12 protein-coding genes and 1 tRNA gene are annotated in these 15,459 nt (G+C 49.9%); 11 read left to right on the top strand and 2 right to left on the bottom strand.

Annotated elements, in window-relative coordinates; translation table 11 throughout:
* Positions 1–20 precede the first annotated feature (20 nt).
* Positions 21–1,382 (bottom strand): 4Fe-4S binding protein, encoded by a 1,362-nt coding sequence (locus TDIS_RS00705; protein ID WP_068668282.1) that lies wholly within the window; start codon positions 1,380–1,382, stop codon positions 21–23.
* A gap of 79 nt (positions 1,383–1,461) precedes the next feature.
* On the opposite strand from TDIS_RS00705, the gene TDIS_RS00700 reads away from it, so the two are divergent.
* From TDIS_RS00700 to TDIS_RS00685, 4 genes are read left to right on the top strand one after another with little or no spacing between them, the layout of a single operon-like run.
* Entirely contained in the window at positions 1,462–2,298 is an 837-nt protein-coding gene (locus TDIS_RS00700; protein WP_068668280.1) for a PSP1 domain-containing protein, read from the top strand.
* A complete protein-coding gene (gene metG / locus TDIS_RS00695) occupies positions 2,298–4,193 on the top strand; it encodes a methionine--tRNA ligase (protein WP_068668278.1) in 1,896 nt (631 codons plus the stop codon). Before TDIS_RS00700 ends, metG begins: the two co-directional genes overlap by 1 nt.
* Positions 4,193–4,942 carry a DUF169 domain-containing protein gene (locus tag TDIS_RS00690; RefSeq protein ID WP_068668275.1) on the top strand — a complete coding sequence of 250 codons (750 nt, stop codon included), beginning with the start codon at positions 4,193–4,195 and terminating at the stop codon, positions 4,940–4,942. Before metG ends, TDIS_RS00690 begins: the two co-directional genes overlap by 1 nt.
* Positions 4,939–6,012 (top strand): M20 family metallopeptidase, encoded by a 1,074-nt coding sequence (locus tag TDIS_RS00685; RefSeq protein WP_153303709.1) that lies wholly within the window; start codon positions 4,939–4,941, stop codon positions 6,010–6,012. The genes TDIS_RS00690 and TDIS_RS00685 overlap by 4 nt, the downstream gene beginning before the upstream one ends.
* Here TDIS_RS00685 and TDIS_RS00680 read toward each other — a convergent pair.
* Complete coding sequence (locus TDIS_RS00680; protein ID WP_068668271.1) at positions 5,928–6,458, bottom strand: GNAT family N-acetyltransferase; 531 nt, start codon at positions 6,456–6,458, stop codon at positions 5,928–5,930. The two genes, TDIS_RS00685 and TDIS_RS00680, sit on opposite strands and share 85 nt — an antisense overlap.
* 113 nt (positions 6,459–6,571) lie before the next feature.
* Here TDIS_RS00680 and TDIS_RS00675 point away from each other — a divergent pair.
* The 7 genes from TDIS_RS00675 (at position 6,572) to TDIS_RS00645 (ending at position 15,375) form a co-directional block, all read left to right on the top strand.
* Positions 6,572–6,659 (top strand) — tRNA-Leu (locus TDIS_RS00675).
* 184 nt (positions 6,660–6,843) lie between these two features.
* On the top strand, positions 6,844–7,653 hold the full coding sequence (gene proC, locus TDIS_RS00670) for a pyrroline-5-carboxylate reductase (RefSeq protein WP_068668268.1): 810 nt from the start codon (positions 6,844–6,846) through the stop codon (positions 7,651–7,653).
* A gap of 4 nt (positions 7,654–7,657) precedes the next feature.
* Positions 7,658–8,263: an SAM-dependent methyltransferase gene (locus TDIS_RS00665; protein WP_068668794.1), complete on the top strand. Its 606-nt coding sequence runs from the start codon at positions 7,658–7,660 to the stop codon at positions 8,261–8,263.
* Between the two features lie 284 nt (positions 8,264–8,547).
* Complete coding sequence (locus TDIS_RS00660; protein WP_161939448.1) at positions 8,548–10,083, top strand: sensor domain-containing diguanylate cyclase; 1,536 nt, start codon at positions 8,548–8,550, stop codon at positions 10,081–10,083.
* A 134-nt stretch (positions 10,084–10,217) separates the two neighbouring features.
* On the top strand, positions 10,218–13,037 hold the full coding sequence (ileS, locus tag TDIS_RS00655) for an isoleucine--tRNA ligase (protein WP_068668264.1): 2,820 nt from the start codon (positions 10,218–10,220) through the stop codon (positions 13,035–13,037).
* A complete protein-coding gene (lspA, locus tag TDIS_RS00650; RefSeq protein ID WP_068668261.1) occupies positions 13,034–13,474 on the top strand; it encodes a signal peptidase II in 441 nt (146 codons plus the stop codon). The genes ileS and lspA overlap by 4 nt, the downstream gene beginning before the upstream one ends.
* Complete coding sequence (locus tag TDIS_RS00645; RefSeq protein ID WP_068668259.1) at positions 13,471–15,375, top strand: hypothetical protein; 1,905 nt, start codon at positions 13,471–13,473, stop codon at positions 15,373–15,375. The genes lspA and TDIS_RS00645 overlap by 4 nt, the downstream gene beginning before the upstream one ends.
* Positions 15,376–15,459: the final 84 nt, after the last annotated feature.

The following is a 15,459-nucleotide window of genomic DNA, read 5'->3' as shown; positions in this document are numbered from 1 at the left end:
GGTTTCATAGAGGTTGTTTTTTAAGGCTGGAAGAAAAGGTAGAGGCCTCCGCAAAAAACGAGTAGAAGATTGATAAAAAGGTAATTTTTAAAAGGCACTAAGCCTTCAAATTCTTTTTTGTAAAAATACCAAGCTACATAGAATCCGCCGGTAAGGCCCAAAAAGATTAGAAAATAGGAAATTGTTTTTATCCAAAAAGGAGGGACTTCGAATTGATAGGAAATCAAGAAGGAAATATGGAATTGTCTTCCAAGGGTAGGTAAAAAGTTGCCCAATTCCTCGAGAAAATATCGAAGGCGATAGACGAGCTCTCCGGTGAAAGCCAAAGGCATAACTACCGGAACCATAGGCGAAAAGCGTCCAAAAAGCTCGTCCTCATAGTAAGTAAAAAGAATGGAACCTCCTTTAATAAGTTCTATGAAGAACAAGGTCCCTACAGCGAACAGGAAAGTGAAGGTGACGGCCTTACCGAAACCGAGAAGATTTTCGAACCAGGTGAAGTAAGGGGTTTCATAAATGAAACGGGCCAACTGAGAGCCCATAAGGAGGGGAATAACATAGCCGCAGGTAATGTAGCGTCCCTTGTTGATGATCTGTTCCCGCAGAGGATGACGAAGATAAAGAGCCGGTGAATCTCTCTCGCACAGGATAAGGCAGTGTCCGCAAACCAGGCAGACTAGATTGTTTTTAGCGTGGTAAGCCCCTAAAAAAACTGGACAGGGACGGATCTTATCCCTGCCCCGTCGGCAAGAGAAGGTCTTACAATCCTTGCATTTTTCGTAGTCGGACCGAAACTCGGTAAGAGCCATAGTGGCTGCGGAACCGGTGATTTTTCCAAAAGGGCACAGATAGCGGCACCAAGTGTAGCCTCGGTACAGGACTCCCATAAGCGTAGCTCCCAGAACGATGGAAAGCAGCAAAAGAGCCGTCAAGAAAGGAGAGTGTTTCATGTCGGTAACAGTTTCGGCCCATATGATGAGAAAGAAGAGAGCCGTGGCCAAATGTAGGCCTTTGCAGGTCAGCCATTTGGGAGGGTTTTTGAAACGGGAGAGTCCCAGGTTTTGAAGTAGCCTTCCGAGTCCTGGAAAGGGACAAAAGGCACACCACATTCGGCCTACGAAAAACCAGGAAAGGACCACGCTGGTCCACCAGATACCCCAGGCCAGGAAAAGCATTACATTTCGCTGGGGATCTTGAGGCCCCAAAAGCCCCAGAAGGATAAGAATTACGAAAACCAAGTCTCCAAAAGTCCGAATCCATGCGAAATATTTACGGTTGTAAAAGAAACGTTTGATGAACGGGAAGGATTCAAAGAGATTTAGACGGCCATCTTCTAGATCTAGGATGAAGAGGATGCGAAGTATCTGTTTCCATTTTTTCATGAAATCGATTATATCCGAAGATATCGGTCTTAAAAGTTGCTCTTAACAAAGAGGTTTTTTGGGATTAATTTCATGATTCATGAAAAAACGCCGTTCCGAAAAGGGGTATTTCGTAACGGAAGCGGTTTTAAGAGAGGGATATCCGGGGCTGCATGTAGAGTCTTCCTTTAGGATCCGACCAGGCAGTTATGTCTTGGTTTCTTTCCCGGAGAAAAGGAAGGAGGTCTTGAGGACCGTCTCTTATAGTCTATCTTTACCTTTGAAACCTGGCACTCTTCCACGAGTTTTGCGACTTGCCAATCAAAAGGAAATCAAGCAATACCGGGAAAATCTGGAATTCGAGAAAAAGGCCGAGAGTTTTTGTCGGCAGTTTGCCGAGGAGCTGGGCCTAGAGATGAAACTTACCCGGGTGGAGCGGCTTTTTGATCGGAGCAAGGTCATTTTCTATTATACTGCTGAGGGTCGGATCGACTTCCGAGAATTGGTAAAGCAGTTGGTCCGGGCCCTGCGGACCAGGATTGAGATGCGTCAGATAGGAGTGCGGAACGAGGCCGGCTTGCATGGAGGCCTCGGCTGCTGCGGCCGAGAGATTTGCTGTGCGGCCTTCCTTAAAGAATTTGCTCCGGTTTCCATCAAAATGGCCAAGGAACAAAGCCTTCCCCTTGATCCTAACAAGATTTCCGGTCTTTGTGGTAGGCTCCTCTGTTGTCTGCTCTATGAATATCATATCTATGAGGAACTTTCTCGAAGTCTTCCAAAGATTGGCAAAAAGCTTCAGACCCCGGTGGGCCCCTGTCGGGTGGTGCGTTACAATATTTTTCGACGCACCATTGTGCTTGAAAATCAGGAAGGGCGGGAGGTAGAAATCCCGGTAGAGGAACTCAAGGAAATCCTTTCGGCCGGAGGCGAGAACTGATGGCCTTTTACGTGACTACCCCTATCTATTACGTAAACGCCGAGCCTCACCTGGGGCACGCCTACACCACGGTGGTAGCGGATGTAGTGGCCCGGTTCAAGCGCCTCAAAGGCGAAGAGGTCTTCTTCCTTACTGGGACTGATGAACACGGTGACAAGATCGTCAAGGCTGCCAAAGCCCAGGGCCTTACCCCCAAAGAATACGTTGATCGGATCTCCCAAAAGTTTCGAGAAACTTGGCCCATATTACATATTAATTACTCCCGTTTTATTCGTACTACCGAACCCTATCACCAAAAGGTGGTCCAGCTAGTTCTCCAGAAACTTTACGATCAGGGAGATATTTCCTTTGGTGAATACGAAGGGCTTTATTGTTTTGGCTGCGAACGTTTCCTCACCGAAAAGGAGCTCGAAGACGGAAAGTGCCCAGATCACAAAATCCCTCCAACGCCGCTTAAAGAAAGTAATTACTTCTTTGATCTCTCCAAGTATCAGGACTGGCTTAGGGATTATCTGAAGGCAAATCCGGATCTCATTCAGCCTCCCCACTATCGGGAGGAGGTTTTAGGGCTCCTGAGAGATCCTTTGGATCGTCTCTGCATCTCACGTCCCAAGAGTCGCCTTTCCTGGGGGATAGAATTCCCCTTTGATTCCGAATACGTGACCTACGTCTGGTTTGATGCTCTACTCAACTACCTTTCCGGGATTGGTTACCCCGAGGATCCGAACTGGCAGAAGTGGTGGGCCTCGGCCGAACACATTATCGCTAAGGACATCTTGAAACCCCACGCCCTTTACTGGCCCATCATGCTCCGGGCTATCGGACTTCCGATCTTCAAACGGCTTCATGTCCACGGTTACTGGAATCTCAACCAGGCCAAGATGTCCAAGAGCCTCGGGAATGTGGTACGTCCGGACGATTTGGTAGCTCGCTACGGTGCAGATCAGGTGCGATATTTCCTTCTGCGGGAGATGGCCTTCGGCTACGACGCCGAGTTCAGCGAGGAGGCCCTAATTCGACGCCTAAACGCCGAGCTGGCTAACGACTTCGGAAACTTGGTTTATCGGACGCTTACCATGGTAAAAAAATATTTCGGGGGCGAAGTGCCTGAACCCGGTGAGGAGGTCCCCGAGGATCGTGCGCTCCGAGAGACCATCCTTTCAGCCGTAAAAACTTATGACCGCGAGATGGAGGGCTTCCGATTCCATCGGGCGCTCGGGGCCCTTTCCGAGGCCGTGGGGGCGGCCAATCAGTACATCGATCGTCAGGCACCTTGGCAGCTGAACAAGGAAGGCCGCAAGGAAAGACTTGCCCGGGTACTCTATACCTTGCTTGAGGCCTTGCGGGTTCTCTCGGTGGCCTTTTCGCCGGTGATGCCGAAGGCCTCGGAAAAGATCCTGATAAATCTTGGCCTTTCACCGGAAGAAGAATTGCGCTTCGAAAGGGCCCTTAGCTGGGGCCTACTTGCTCCCGGAGGAAAGACCCAGAGGGGGAAAGTCCTTTTTCCAAGGCTAGAGATGCCAGACTTTAAAGCGGAATCCGAAAAAACTAAGGAGGAAACCACCGTGGAAGATAAGACTTATCCCATTGAGGAGTTCAAGAAATGGGATTTGCGGGTGGCCGAAGTAGTGGCCGCCGAAAGGGTTCCGGGCACGGATCGGTTGCTCAAGCTGACTGTAAAGTGCCCAGAGGAGAGGACGGTGGTAGCCGGTATTGCGGAATACTATCCGCCGGAGACTCTGGTGGGCAAGAAGATAGTTTTGGTGGCCAACCTCAAGCCAGCCAAGATCCGGGGTGTGGTTTCCCAGGGAATGGTCCTTGCGGCCAAGGACGCCCAGGGACTTAAACTTATTGTTCCAGAGGGAGAAATAGCTTGCGGAGCGGAGGTGGGCTAATGCGCTGGGATGAGGCCGCCGAACTTCTTTTAAAGACCCTGAGGCTCTATCACGATCCCGTAGCGGTCTTTTTCCTCCGGGGAGACGAAGAGTTTCGGCCGGAGGCTCGGCCCAAAAACCGGCTCTCCATCTGCCAGTATCTGGCCCATGTAAGGGAGGTTGGGGAGAGCCTCCTCCTTCTTCCTGAGAATCTTCATTGTCAGACGGCGGCCTTTGTGGTGGGGTTTCCCTATCGGGAACAGAACGTCATGAAGACTCTACATAAGTTTCTGCAGCCGGAGGCTGCGGAAAGACTCTATCGGGAAAGGCCTCGTCTAAAAGAGGGAGAGTTTAGGGGCTTCGGATTTGTGCCGCTTGCCAAGGCCTATCGGGACCCAGAGGTCGTTCTCATGGTGGTGGATACCCTGCAGGCCGCCCATCTTCTGGATTTTTATCTTTATGGGGCTGGATTGACGGAAATTCCGCTTTCACACTATCCCAACGCTGCGGTCTGTGGCAGTATGGTGAAGGCCTACCTTACGGGTTATCCGGTTATGAGTTTCCCCTGTCCGGGGGCCTTCTCTTCTGGAAAGATGGATAGAGGAGAGCTCATTTTGGCCTTTCCTGGCGAGGCCTTCAAGATCGTACTGAGAGTCCTTGAGGAAAAAGCCCGTGAGGGGAAGGTTTCCTTCTTAGGAGGCCCTAGGCTTGTGGGGGAAGATATCTGTCGTAATTGCCCTTTGATTACTTTTGGGCCTCCAGGGAAATGAAGACCTATTTTAAGGATCTTATTTTAAGTCTGGCTTCTATTCCCAGTGAAAGTGGAAAAGAAGAGGCGGTCCTTCGCTTTATAGGGGATTACCTTTCCCGGTTGCGAATTCCTTATCGTCTTCAGGAAGTTCCGGGCTGTTCTCCCAATCTCTATGTATCTTTTTCCGAGCAGCCGGAGTTGCTTTTGGCTACCCATGTGGATACCGTTCCTTTATCTCTGGGGCTCTTCCCGCCTAAAGCCGAAGAAGACCGCCTCTTCGGGGTAGGGGTGTGCGACGCCAAGGCCGGAGTGGCCCTCCTTATGGTTCTGGCTGAGAGGCTTGTAGCCGAAGGCCTGAAGCCCCCGGTGGCCCTGGCCTTTCTGGTAGATGAGGAAAATGAGGGCCGAGGTTCGGCAAAGCTGGCCGAGGAATACCGGTTTCCCTATGCGGTGGTCCTTGAACCCACCAGTCTCACCGTGGCCATTGCCGAAGGGGGGTCCGTGGAATTTGAGGTGGAAGTCAGGGGGCGTTCCGTTCACGGGAGCCTGGCTTACCGGGGAGCAAACGCCATTGAACGGGCTATAGAGCTCATTGGAGAGCTTAAGAGATTGTCCTTTCTCTACGAGGAACATCCTCTGGTAGGGCCGGCAGGGCTCAACATCGAAAAGTTTTCCGGGGGGGACGGGCTCTTAAGGGTTCCCGAAAAGGCCGAACTGGAACTGGAGTTCCGGATACTTCCTGGACAAGACTTGAAGGGTATTATCGCCGACATTGAGGCCGTGTTAAACAGATACACCTGGGTTTCTTATCGTATAAAGGATATTTCGGAGGCCTTCTATGTTGATAAGAATTCTCGGATAGTCGTGGCCCTGGAAAGGGCTATTGGGAAGGCCCTTTGCAAAGAAGCCATTCTTTCCGGGATGCCCAGCTGGACGGACGCTGCCCATCTAGCAGCGGCTGGTACCCAAGCCGTGGTTTTCGGACCGGGGGATTTGACCCTCTGTCATACCCCGGAGGAGACCATCTCTCTTTCCGAGGTGGAAGAAGCCTTTGCAGTTTTGTGGGAACTCGTCAAGTCTTTCTCCTGAAGATTCTTTTCCATGCGAATCCAGATCCCGTCCTTTCCGATCTTTTTAAAACCGAATTTTTCGTAAAACCGTTGGGCCCTTAGATTATGTTCGCCCACCCACAGGGCCACCCGCGAATAACCCTTGGCCTGAAGGTAAGAGAGAGCCTCGGCCATGAGCTTTTCGGCCAGGTGTTGGCCTTTAAATTCCGGAAGAACTACGATCTCATGAATTTCCGGCGCCGGGGCCATTTCCTCAAGGGCGAGGAACCCTACGGGTTTTTCTTTCTCAAAGGCTACAAAAAAACCACCCCGCGCGTGGCGCAGAAGCCATTTAAGGTAACTCTTTATTCGTTTACGCTCCCGGTAAGCGTAAGTGGGATCATCCCGATAGGCTTCCTGGTAAAGATCCACCAGGGCCGCCAGGAGCTCCTTGGAGAGGGTATTAAACCTTTTTATGGTTAACATCTGTAGGCATTTAACATAACACCTTGGGGCTTTAATTCAAAAGATAATTCTTTTGGTGAGGCTGCAATCCCCCGCTTGCGCAATGGGAGCTATAATTTTAAAATTTGGAATAAGCCGAGGTGGCGGAACTGGCAGACGCGGCGGACTCAAAATCCGCTGGGGTTTACCCCCGTGCGGGTTCGACTCCCGCCCTCGGCACCAAGCATAGTAAGTCCTTCGCGGCCTTCAAAGGGAGGTACCACAGCAAATTTCCTCCGTAACTTTGAAGAGGGGCCGTCTTATGGAAGTCAGGGGATTGAAGGAAAATTGTCATTAGGGCCGCCATCTAAATAATTATCGGAAAAAGGTGGTATACTAACTTGAGACCTTGTGGAGGAGGTTTCGGATGGAGAAAGTGGGCTTCATCGGTGGGGGGCAGATGGCCGAAGCCATCATAAAAGGCGGTCTTGCGGCTGCTGTCTTTAAGGGAGAGGAAGTGGTGGTTTCCGAGCCTAGTGAGTCCCGCAGGGCCTTTCTGGCCGAAAAATATGGAGTTGAGGTCTTATTTGACAATCTCAAGCTTATTGAAAAATGCGCGGTGGTGATTCTGGCGGTCAAACCTCAAATCGTTCCTCAGGTACTTTCTGAGATTCGTACGAAGGTGGAGGAACACCAACCCCTCTTGATATCAATCGCTGCAGGCGTGACCCTCTCGCAGATGACCCAATTCTTGGGCGAAGGGGCTCGCCTCGTGCGAGTTATGCCCAACACGCCGGCCTTGGTTCTGGCCGGTGTGAGCGCTCTCTGTAAAGGCCCAGGGGCTAGCGAGGATGATCTGAAGACTGCCGAGAAGATCTTTTCCGCCCTAGGAGAGGTAGTAAGGCTACCGGAAACTCTATTCGACGCCGTGACCGGACTTTCAGGAAGCGGTCCGGCTTACGTTTTTGCCTTTATAGAGGCCCTAGTGGATGGGGGCGTCAAGGAGGGGCTCCCTAGGGAGGTGGCGGAGAAGCTCGCGGTTGAGACCGTGCTCGGGGCGGCCAAGCTCATGAAAGAGACCGGAAAGGACCCCTATGCCCTTAAAGCGATGGTGACCTCTCCTGGAGGGACTACCATCACCGGTCTCAAGGCCCTGGCCGACCGGGGTTTTCACGGCGCAGTTATGGAGGCCGTATCGGCAGCCACTAGGCGATCAAGGGAACTTGGTAAGGATTGAACTTATGGCCCGGAAAAAGAAGAATCCTTGGGCGGATCATTATACCCGCAAGGCCAAACAGGAAGGTTTCCCTGCCCGGTCGGTCTATAAGCTCAAGGAAGCCCAGAGCAAATACCGCTTGCTTAAACCCGGAGATGTGGTCCTTGATCTGGGCTGTGCTCCGGGGGCCTGGAGCAAATATGCCCTAAAGATTGTGGGACCTAAAGGATTGGTGGTAGGTTTGGATCTCGGTCAAGTGTCTTTGAAAACGGCCCATTTTGTTTTCCTGCAAAAGGATGTGTTCGAGATTTCTTCCGAAGAATTACGGGCGCTTTCTCCCAAGGACTTCTATGATGCGGTCTTGAGCGATCTGGCTCCCAAGACTACAGGAGATCGTTCTGGTGATCATTTTCGCTCCCTGCATTTGGCCCGAAGAGCCTTAGAATTAGCCTGTGAACTTCTTTCTCCTCAAGGAGTTTTCATGGTCAAGGTCTTTGAGGGGGAGCGGTTTCCGGTTTTTAGAGAAGAGGTCGCCAGACATTTTAAGAGAATCAAATTGTTTCGTCCTAAAAGCACCCGTTCCTCAAGTCGAGAAATCTTTGTTTTGGCTTTTGAACGGAAATTATCTTGATATTGTCACCAAGGCTTGACTATTAGGAGCTATTTTGCTAATAGAGGATGAAAATTTTCAGAAACTTATCTATGACAGAAAATTTTAGGAAATACATTCTTAAACCCTTAAAGTATCTTCTGGATTTAAGTTTATTCTGGAAGATAGGTTTTGTAATTGGCAGCTGTGTTCTTATAAATACCCTCATAGCCTTTTATTTTTACGAAAGGTTAAACCACTTAAGAAAACATATAGAAGAAGCGCCCTTCTATGCTTATAAAAGTTTGGCCCAAGAAGGCCTTTTATTGCTAGAAAAATGGGAAAAACTCCCTTCTCAAAGTGCCGAACGTCTGCTTTTGGAAGCTTCCATAAAAGAATTAGCCCGGATAGGCCTCAGAGGGGGAGTCTATGAAAGGGATGGGCGAGAACTAGTAAAGATCTATAAAACCGCTTCTGACGAAGAGATTCAGGCGGCTCTGAAGGCCATAATCGAAAATTTTTCTATTCCTGAAGTCCGTAAAAACTGGGATATGGTTTTGAAATGGGCTATAAACCAAGAAGAGATCTTACAAAAGGAATTAAGGAATCTTTCTGAAAGAACGGACTATCTCTATATTTTGCTTTTCCTGATTTTGGGATTTTTCCTCATATGGGGGGCCTTAGCATTCTTTTTCATTGTTAAAAGACCTTTGGATCGCATTGTTTCACAAATTCAAAGGCTTCTTATCGAGGGAGAGTCTTTGTGTTTGGATGATCCTGAACGCTGCAAGCTGAAATATTACGCTAACGATGAGATAGGTCGTCTCTCGTCGGCGGTAAGAGATTTGCTTCGTAGCTATGGAGAACTAGCCCAATTTAAACATACTATCGAAGAGGATCAAACTGTAGAGGAAGTTTACGAAAGGTTAGCCGAAGTTTTTAAAGAAAAACTTGATTTGAAGACTTTTGCTTTTTATCAGGTTTCAAACTCCCAGAATTCCATGCGCATTATGCAACTTTCGAATCCAGATCTAGAGGTAAATTCCGAAAAACTCTTTAATGCCGATCTTTGTCGGGCCAAAAGGACCGGTCATTTGGTGAGTTCCATTGGGCAGCCCGGCGTGTGTCGGCTTTTCCTTTGGAAAGAGGAAGCCGAGCACTACTGTGTGCCCTTCATGAGCGGTGGTCGATGTGTAGGGGTGGCCCAAATCATTCTGCCCAAAACCCAGGAGACCAGGAAATCCAAAAAGATTCATGAAAAGTTGAAGCTGGCTGAAAGATATATTCGAGAAGCAGTACCGGTAATTGAGGCCAAAAGATACGCTGAATCCCTTAAAGAGCAAACCCTAAAAGATCCTTTGACTGGACTTTACAATCGTAGGTTCCTTGAGGAGGCCTTGGATAATATAGTGGCCGGAATTCTGCGCCGGGGCACGGTTCTTGGGATCCTTATGGCAGACTTGGATTACTTTAAGTCCGTAAACGACAAATATGGCCACGACGTGGGCGACAAGGTCTTAAGGGAGACGGCTCAGATTCTGAAAACCAATGTGAGGGCTTCCGATCTAGTAGTGAGATTTGGGGGCGAGGAGTTCCTGATCCTTTTGGTGGATGTCAAAGAGGGTGAAAGTGTCAAAATTGCAGAGAAGTTAAGGAGTCTTGTAGAAGCTCACAGGTTTGAAACTCCTAAAGGCGTTTTGCAGCGAACCATATCCATCGGGGTAAGTGAATTTCCAGTTGATGCCCAGGGGGCTTGGGAAGCCATCAAGTATGCGGATGTGGCTCTTTACAAGGCCAAAGAAATGGGGCGCAATCGGGTAGTACGTTTTACTCCGGATATGTGGCCTTCTGAGGAATACTAACTTCTTTTCTTATTTCAGTTTAGCCCCCCTTAATTTAGGGATTCGGTGTTATTATAGAATCGGATATTTCCTTGAAATTGAAGGCGTATGTGGGTTAAGTATTAACAAGTTTGAAGGCGCAGGAGGGCTTATTTATGGACTGGAAGGAGACTCTCAATTTGCCGAAGACGGACTTTCCCATGAAAGGTAAACTCCCAGAGAGGGAGCCGGAGTTTCTCAAGTTCTGGGAGGAAATCGGGCTTTATGAGAGGCTTAATCAACGCCAAGGGCCGGTTTTCGTGCTTCACGATGGACCCCCTTACGCCAATGGACACATTCATATGGGCACGGCCCTAAACAAGGTCTTGAAAGACATAATCCTTAAGAGCCGGCGAATGATGGGCTATCGAGCCCCCTATGTCCCGGGCTGGGACTGTCACGGGTTGCCCATCGAGCTCAATGTGGAACGGGAGCTGGGTGTTCGGCGTGGAGAACTTCCCAAAAACGAAATTCGTAAAAATTGTCGGGCCTATGCCCACCGTTTTATAGACATCCAGCGGGAGGAATTCCGACGCCTGGGCGTACTAGGAGACTGGGATAATCCCTACCTCACCATGACCCCTGAATATGAGGCCACCATCGCCAGGGAGTTTGTGAAGTTTCTAGCTTCCGGACAGGTCTATCGCCGCAAAAAACCGGTTTTTTGGTGTACACACTGTGTGACGGCGCTGGCCGAGGCCGAAGTGGAATACGAAAACCACCGTTCCCCTTCTATTTATGTCAAGTTTCCTCTGGCAGAGGATGCCCGGGCGGCCCTTCCGGATCTTCCTAAGGCCCCGGTTTCAGTGGTTATTTGGACTACTACTCCTTGGACTCTTCCAGCCAACTTGGCCGTGGCGCTCAACCCGGAATTTGAGTACGTAGCGGTGAAATGGGACGAAGAGATTCTGCTGCTGGCTGAAGGTCGCCTTTCGGCCCTTTGTGCCGAGCTTGACCGGGATCTTCCGGAGATCCTTTGCCGTTTCGATCCCCGGAGGCTTGAGGGTCGGCATGCTCGCCATCCCTTTTACGACCGGGAATCCCTTTTCATCCTGGCCGATTACGTGACCCTTGAGGCCGGAACCGGTTGCGTTCACATTGCTCCCGGCCACGGTGAGGAGGACTACGAAAGCGGTCTTAAATACGGTCTTGAGGTTTATTCTCCGGTGGATGATACCGGCCATTTTGAAGAAGATATGCCCCTTTTCGGTGGAAAGGAGATTTTTTCCGCCAATGAAGAGATTATCGAAGTCCTTCGCGAAAAGGGGCGATTACTTTACGCCTCGGAGATAGAACACAGCTATCCTCACTGCTGGCGGTGCAAGAAACCGGTTATTTTTCGGGCCACCGAGCAGTGGTTCATTTCCATGGAGGAGGCGGGCCTGAGAGAAAAAGCCCTGCAAGCTATAGAGCGAGTAACCTGGATCCCCCGCTGGGGACGGGAGCGTATTCGAGGGATGGTGGAAAAACGGCCGGATTGGTGTCTTTCGCGTCAGCGGGCCTGGGGCGTACCTATTACTGTTTTTGTCTGTAAAAAATGTGGCGAGCTTTTAAGGGAAGAAAAGTATTACCAAAAGGTCTTGGCCCTCTTCGAGAAGGAGGGCACGGATCTTTGGTTCGAGCGGGAGCCGAAGGAACTCTTGCCTGAAGGCACGCGATGTCCGGTCTGTGGAAACGAAGAGTTCCGTAAGGAGGAAGATATACTTGATGTCTGGTTCGATTCCGGGGTCTCTTTCGCGGCCGTGCTTGAGAGACGTCCGGAACTGGCCTTTCCGGCGGACCTTTATCTAGAGGGTTCGGACCAACACCGGGGCTGGTTCCAAAGCTCCCTCCTTTGTGCCGTAGGCACACGAGGTGTGCCGCCATACAAGTCCGTCCTTACCCACGGGTTTGTGGTGGACGGTCAAGGGCGCAAGATGTCAAAGAGCCTGGGTAACGTGGTCCATCCTCAGGACATTATCAAAAAATACGGGGCCGAGATCTTGCGACTTTGGGTAGCTTCCGAGGACTATCGGGAGGACATCAGACTCTCAGACGAGATCTTGAAGCGCCTGGTGGAAGCCTATCGCAAAATCCGTAATACCTGTCGCTATCTTTTAGGCGTCCTCTGCGATTTTGAACCTCAAAAACATCGGGTTCCCTGGGAAGAACTTCCGGAATTTGAGCGGTATCTTCTTTATCGTCTTGGACAACTCATAAAACGGGTACGCAGGGCGTATGAGGAGTACCAATTTCATATTGTAGTCCAGGAGATACACCGCTTTTGTGTGGTGGAACTCTCGGCGCTGGCCATTGACATCAACCGAGACCGGCTCTACTGCGACCACCCTGAGGATCGACTGCGAAGAGCTACGCAAACCATACTTTATGAAGCCCTAGAGGCCTTGGTGCGCCTCATGGCACCTATTCTTTCCTTTACGGCCGAGGATATCTACCAATATTATCCTTTTCCACGGGAAGCGGAGAGCGTACACCTCCTTTCATTCCCCGAAATAAGTTGGCCCGAGCCGGACGAAGAATTTGTTGAGTCCTGGGAGAGGCGGCTTCTCATAAGGGGAGAGATCACCAAGGCCCTTGAGAAGGCCCGGCAAGAAACCAAGCTTATAAGGAGTTCTCTTGAAGCCGAAGTCCTGGCGGCGGTTCCGGCGGAAAAGCGTCCCATTTTTGCGGATCCCGCCTACTGGGAATACCTGGCCATTGTATCCTCGTTCAAGGTGGTGGAGAGCCTACCCGAGCCTGGAGAAAAGGAAGTCCTTTGGGAGGCCGAGGAGGTCCCTGGGCTGAAGGTTCTAGTGCGACGGGCGCCGGGAAAGAAATGCGAGCGTTGTTGGCAGTGGAAACCGGAGGTGGGGAGCTTAGAGGATTATCCGGCCCTTTGTTCCCGCTGTCGGGAGGTGGTCCGAAGACTCAAGGAAGAGGGTAGGCTCAAGGAATGAGAATCTTTTTTCTTACCGCTTTGGTGGTCGTTTTCTTGGATGGACTCTCTAAGAGTCTTTTATCAAAGGTCCTGCCTTGGAAAATGGTGGTCATCCCCGGGGTTTTTAATTTGGTTAAGGTGCGCAATCCGGGCGTGGCCTTTGGACTTTTGGCCACTTTTGGAGAAAAGGGTCGGCTTGTCTTTATAGGTTTAGCCTTGGTGGGGCTGGTGGTTTTAGTATGGCTTGCGCGTTCCGAAAAAAAAAGAGGCAGCCAAATAGCTTTGGGGATGGTGGCTGGGGGAGCCCTAGGGAATGCCTGGGATCGGTTTACCCATGGAGCGGTCTTTGACTTTTTGGACTTCCATCTCGGCCCCTATCATTGGCCAGCCTTCAACCTTGCGGATGCTGCGATTACCCTGGGGCTTTTTTTCTATCTCTGGGGGCTTAAAAAGTGAATGAGAGATTGCGCTTTTTCTTCCATGAAAGGCTGGCGGCTTATCTCTTCCCCGGCAGAGAACGCGATTTTCGAGCGCTGGTCTTGAAACACCTCTCCGCCTACCTGAGACGTGAAGGTGATTTCTTTCATTTTGCCCCTGAGCATCTGGCCACCCTGAATAAGACCTTTTCGGAATTGAGGTCCTCTTTTAGCAGGGAGCTTGGAGAAGCTCCTCTTCCCTTTAACCTCCTTCCGGAAAAGGCCAATGTTTCCTGGCTTAGACCCGGGAAGCTTTATGTAAGTCCTTCCATGAAGGAAGCCTTAGAGAGGGCTTCTAAAAAACTTGGCTTTTTGTTAACCATTAAACCATGGCAAAATCTTCTCGAAGTTATTTTGCCTACAACCGCTGATCCCGAGGTCCTATTCAGAACCAGAGATCTCCTTTGGGTTGGGCAGAAGGGACCTTGTTTCTATTGTGGTCTGCCCTGGCATCGTAATGCGGATTGCCCCGGACTCAAAGAGATGGTTAGCGGGAAGGCCTTAAAGGCCTATCTTTATCAGACTTTGAAAGACCTCGGGCAGAGTCTCACCCAAAGGCTTTTGAAAGGCGAACTTTTCGCTAAGGAGCTTCAAGGACTCTACGCTCGATACTTTTACTTACAGCCGGCCTTCCTGCGCATCCTTTACTACAAAGTCCCGGAATGGTCCCATTTTTCTCAGGTCAGTTTGGGGAAAGAGATTCCCACCAAAGGAGGTCATCTTCTCATAGCCTTGGAAAATCTTCACACCGGGAACCTTAAGGAGTCTGAAAAGAGGTTCTTGGCCGCAGGTGATCCTTCTGATTATCGGGTAGGATTGGGACTGTGTCATCTGGCGATCTTACAGGAAGATTATGAACGGGCCCTTTACTATTTCGAAGAGGTGAAGACCGAAAACCTCCCACCGCTGGTCCAGACCTCCATTTTGCTCTTAAAAGCTCGTATCTATGAGATGCAGAAAGATTTTGTCTCTGCTGAGCGTTTTTATGCCGAAGCCTTAAAGAAGGACCATTCGGCGGTGCCCGCTACCTATCATAAACTTTTGGTTTCCTTTTATCTCGGAGGGACCGAACGTGATCTTTTTCGCTTGTCTCCCTTGCTTGGCCATCCGGTGATTTTTACTCTGGCGTTCCTTGAGCCGGCCTTTTTGCTTTTTGGTAAAGAGCTAGAAAAGGAATTGCTTTCCCGAATAGAGAAGAAACAGGCCGAGGCTTTAACGACACTCCGGAAGGCCGAAGATGGCCTTCATCGCCTGAAACAACTCCTTTCCGAAGAAGAACTCTCTGCTCTTGAGGATCAGCTTAGTAATTTTCGGGAGAAAATATATAAAGGTTGCTTTTTCGAACTTGAGAAGGCGGCCCTTGAGGCTATGGAATTGAGTCTGGAGATTCAGGGATACACTTATCGGAAAATTCGGGAGATCCGAGAGCGGATATCGGAATTTTTTTCTCGATATCATGCACTCAAGAGATATTGGTCTAGCTACCCCTATAAGTATGGAGAATCCGTGTTCAATCAGAGATTACGCGAGGTCGGTAACCGTTTGCTTCGCTTAGAGCAGCGCCTCGGCAAGGATCCGATCAAAGAATTCCGCAGTCTTCTAAAAGAGGCTGCCAATATTCACAGTTTGATCGAAACTTTAGAGCAGGAGAAGAAGAGACTCGAGGCCAAAAGACTTTTCCGAAAACAACTATCTACCTTTCTCAAGGTGTTTGTTGTGGGAGAGATCCTTCTTTTTCTGCTCTATTTTTCGGTGCCTTCCTTTCTGGCGGTCACCGCTCCAGAACTTCTGCCCTATCTGCCACTTAGTTTTTCTTCTTTTTTAGGGGCCTCGTTTCTACTTTTTATCTTGGCGCTCTTTTGGGCCCTTTTCCGGCGTTGACCCCCTCTTGCACTCCCCTTCTTAATGATTATATTAGCAACCGACCTTTGAGAGTGCTAATAAAAATTTCTAAAGGAGGGGGTT

Origin of the sequence: Thermosulfurimonas dismutans (assembly GCF_001652585.1) — a bacterium.
Classification (GTDB): Bacteria; Desulfobacterota; Thermodesulfobacteria; order Thermodesulfobacteriales; family Thermodesulfobacteriaceae; genus Thermosulfurimonas; species Thermosulfurimonas dismutans.
This window is presented reverse-complemented; position numbering and strand designations above follow the sequence as displayed.

Bases quoted from the DNA above. Each gene is read 5' to 3' on its own strand.
- TDIS_RS00705 (WP_068668282.1), bottom strand. From the start codon at position 1,382: ATGAAAAAATGGAAACAGATACTTCGCATCCTCTTCATCCTAGATCTA.
- TDIS_RS00665 (WP_068668794.1), top strand. From the start codon at position 7,658: ATGGCCCGGAAAAAGAAGAATCCTTGGGCGGATCATTATACCCGCAAG.
- TDIS_RS00680 (WP_068668271.1), bottom strand. From the start codon at position 6,458: ATGTTAACCATAAAAAGGTTTAATACCCTCTCCAAGGAGCTCCTGGCG.
- ileS (WP_068668264.1), top strand. From the start codon at position 10,218: ATGGACTGGAAGGAGACTCTCAATTTGCCGAAGACGGACTTTCCCATG.
- proC (WP_068668268.1), top strand. From the start codon at position 6,844: ATGGAGAAAGTGGGCTTCATCGGTGGGGGGCAGATGGCCGAAGCCATC.
- TDIS_RS00700 (WP_068668280.1), top strand. From the start codon at position 1,462: ATGAAAAAACGCCGTTCCGAAAAGGGGTATTTCGTAACGGAAGCGGTT.
- lspA (WP_068668261.1), top strand. From the start codon at position 13,034: ATGAGAATCTTTTTTCTTACCGCTTTGGTGGTCGTTTTCTTGGATGGA.
- TDIS_RS00690 (WP_068668275.1), top strand. From the start codon at position 4,193: ATGCGCTGGGATGAGGCCGCCGAACTTCTTTTAAAGACCCTGAGGCTC.
- metG (WP_068668278.1), top strand. From the start codon at position 2,298: ATGGCCTTTTACGTGACTACCCCTATCTATTACGTAAACGCCGAGCCT.
- TDIS_RS00685 (WP_153303709.1), top strand. From the start codon at position 4,939: ATGAAGACCTATTTTAAGGATCTTATTTTAAGTCTGGCTTCTATTCCC.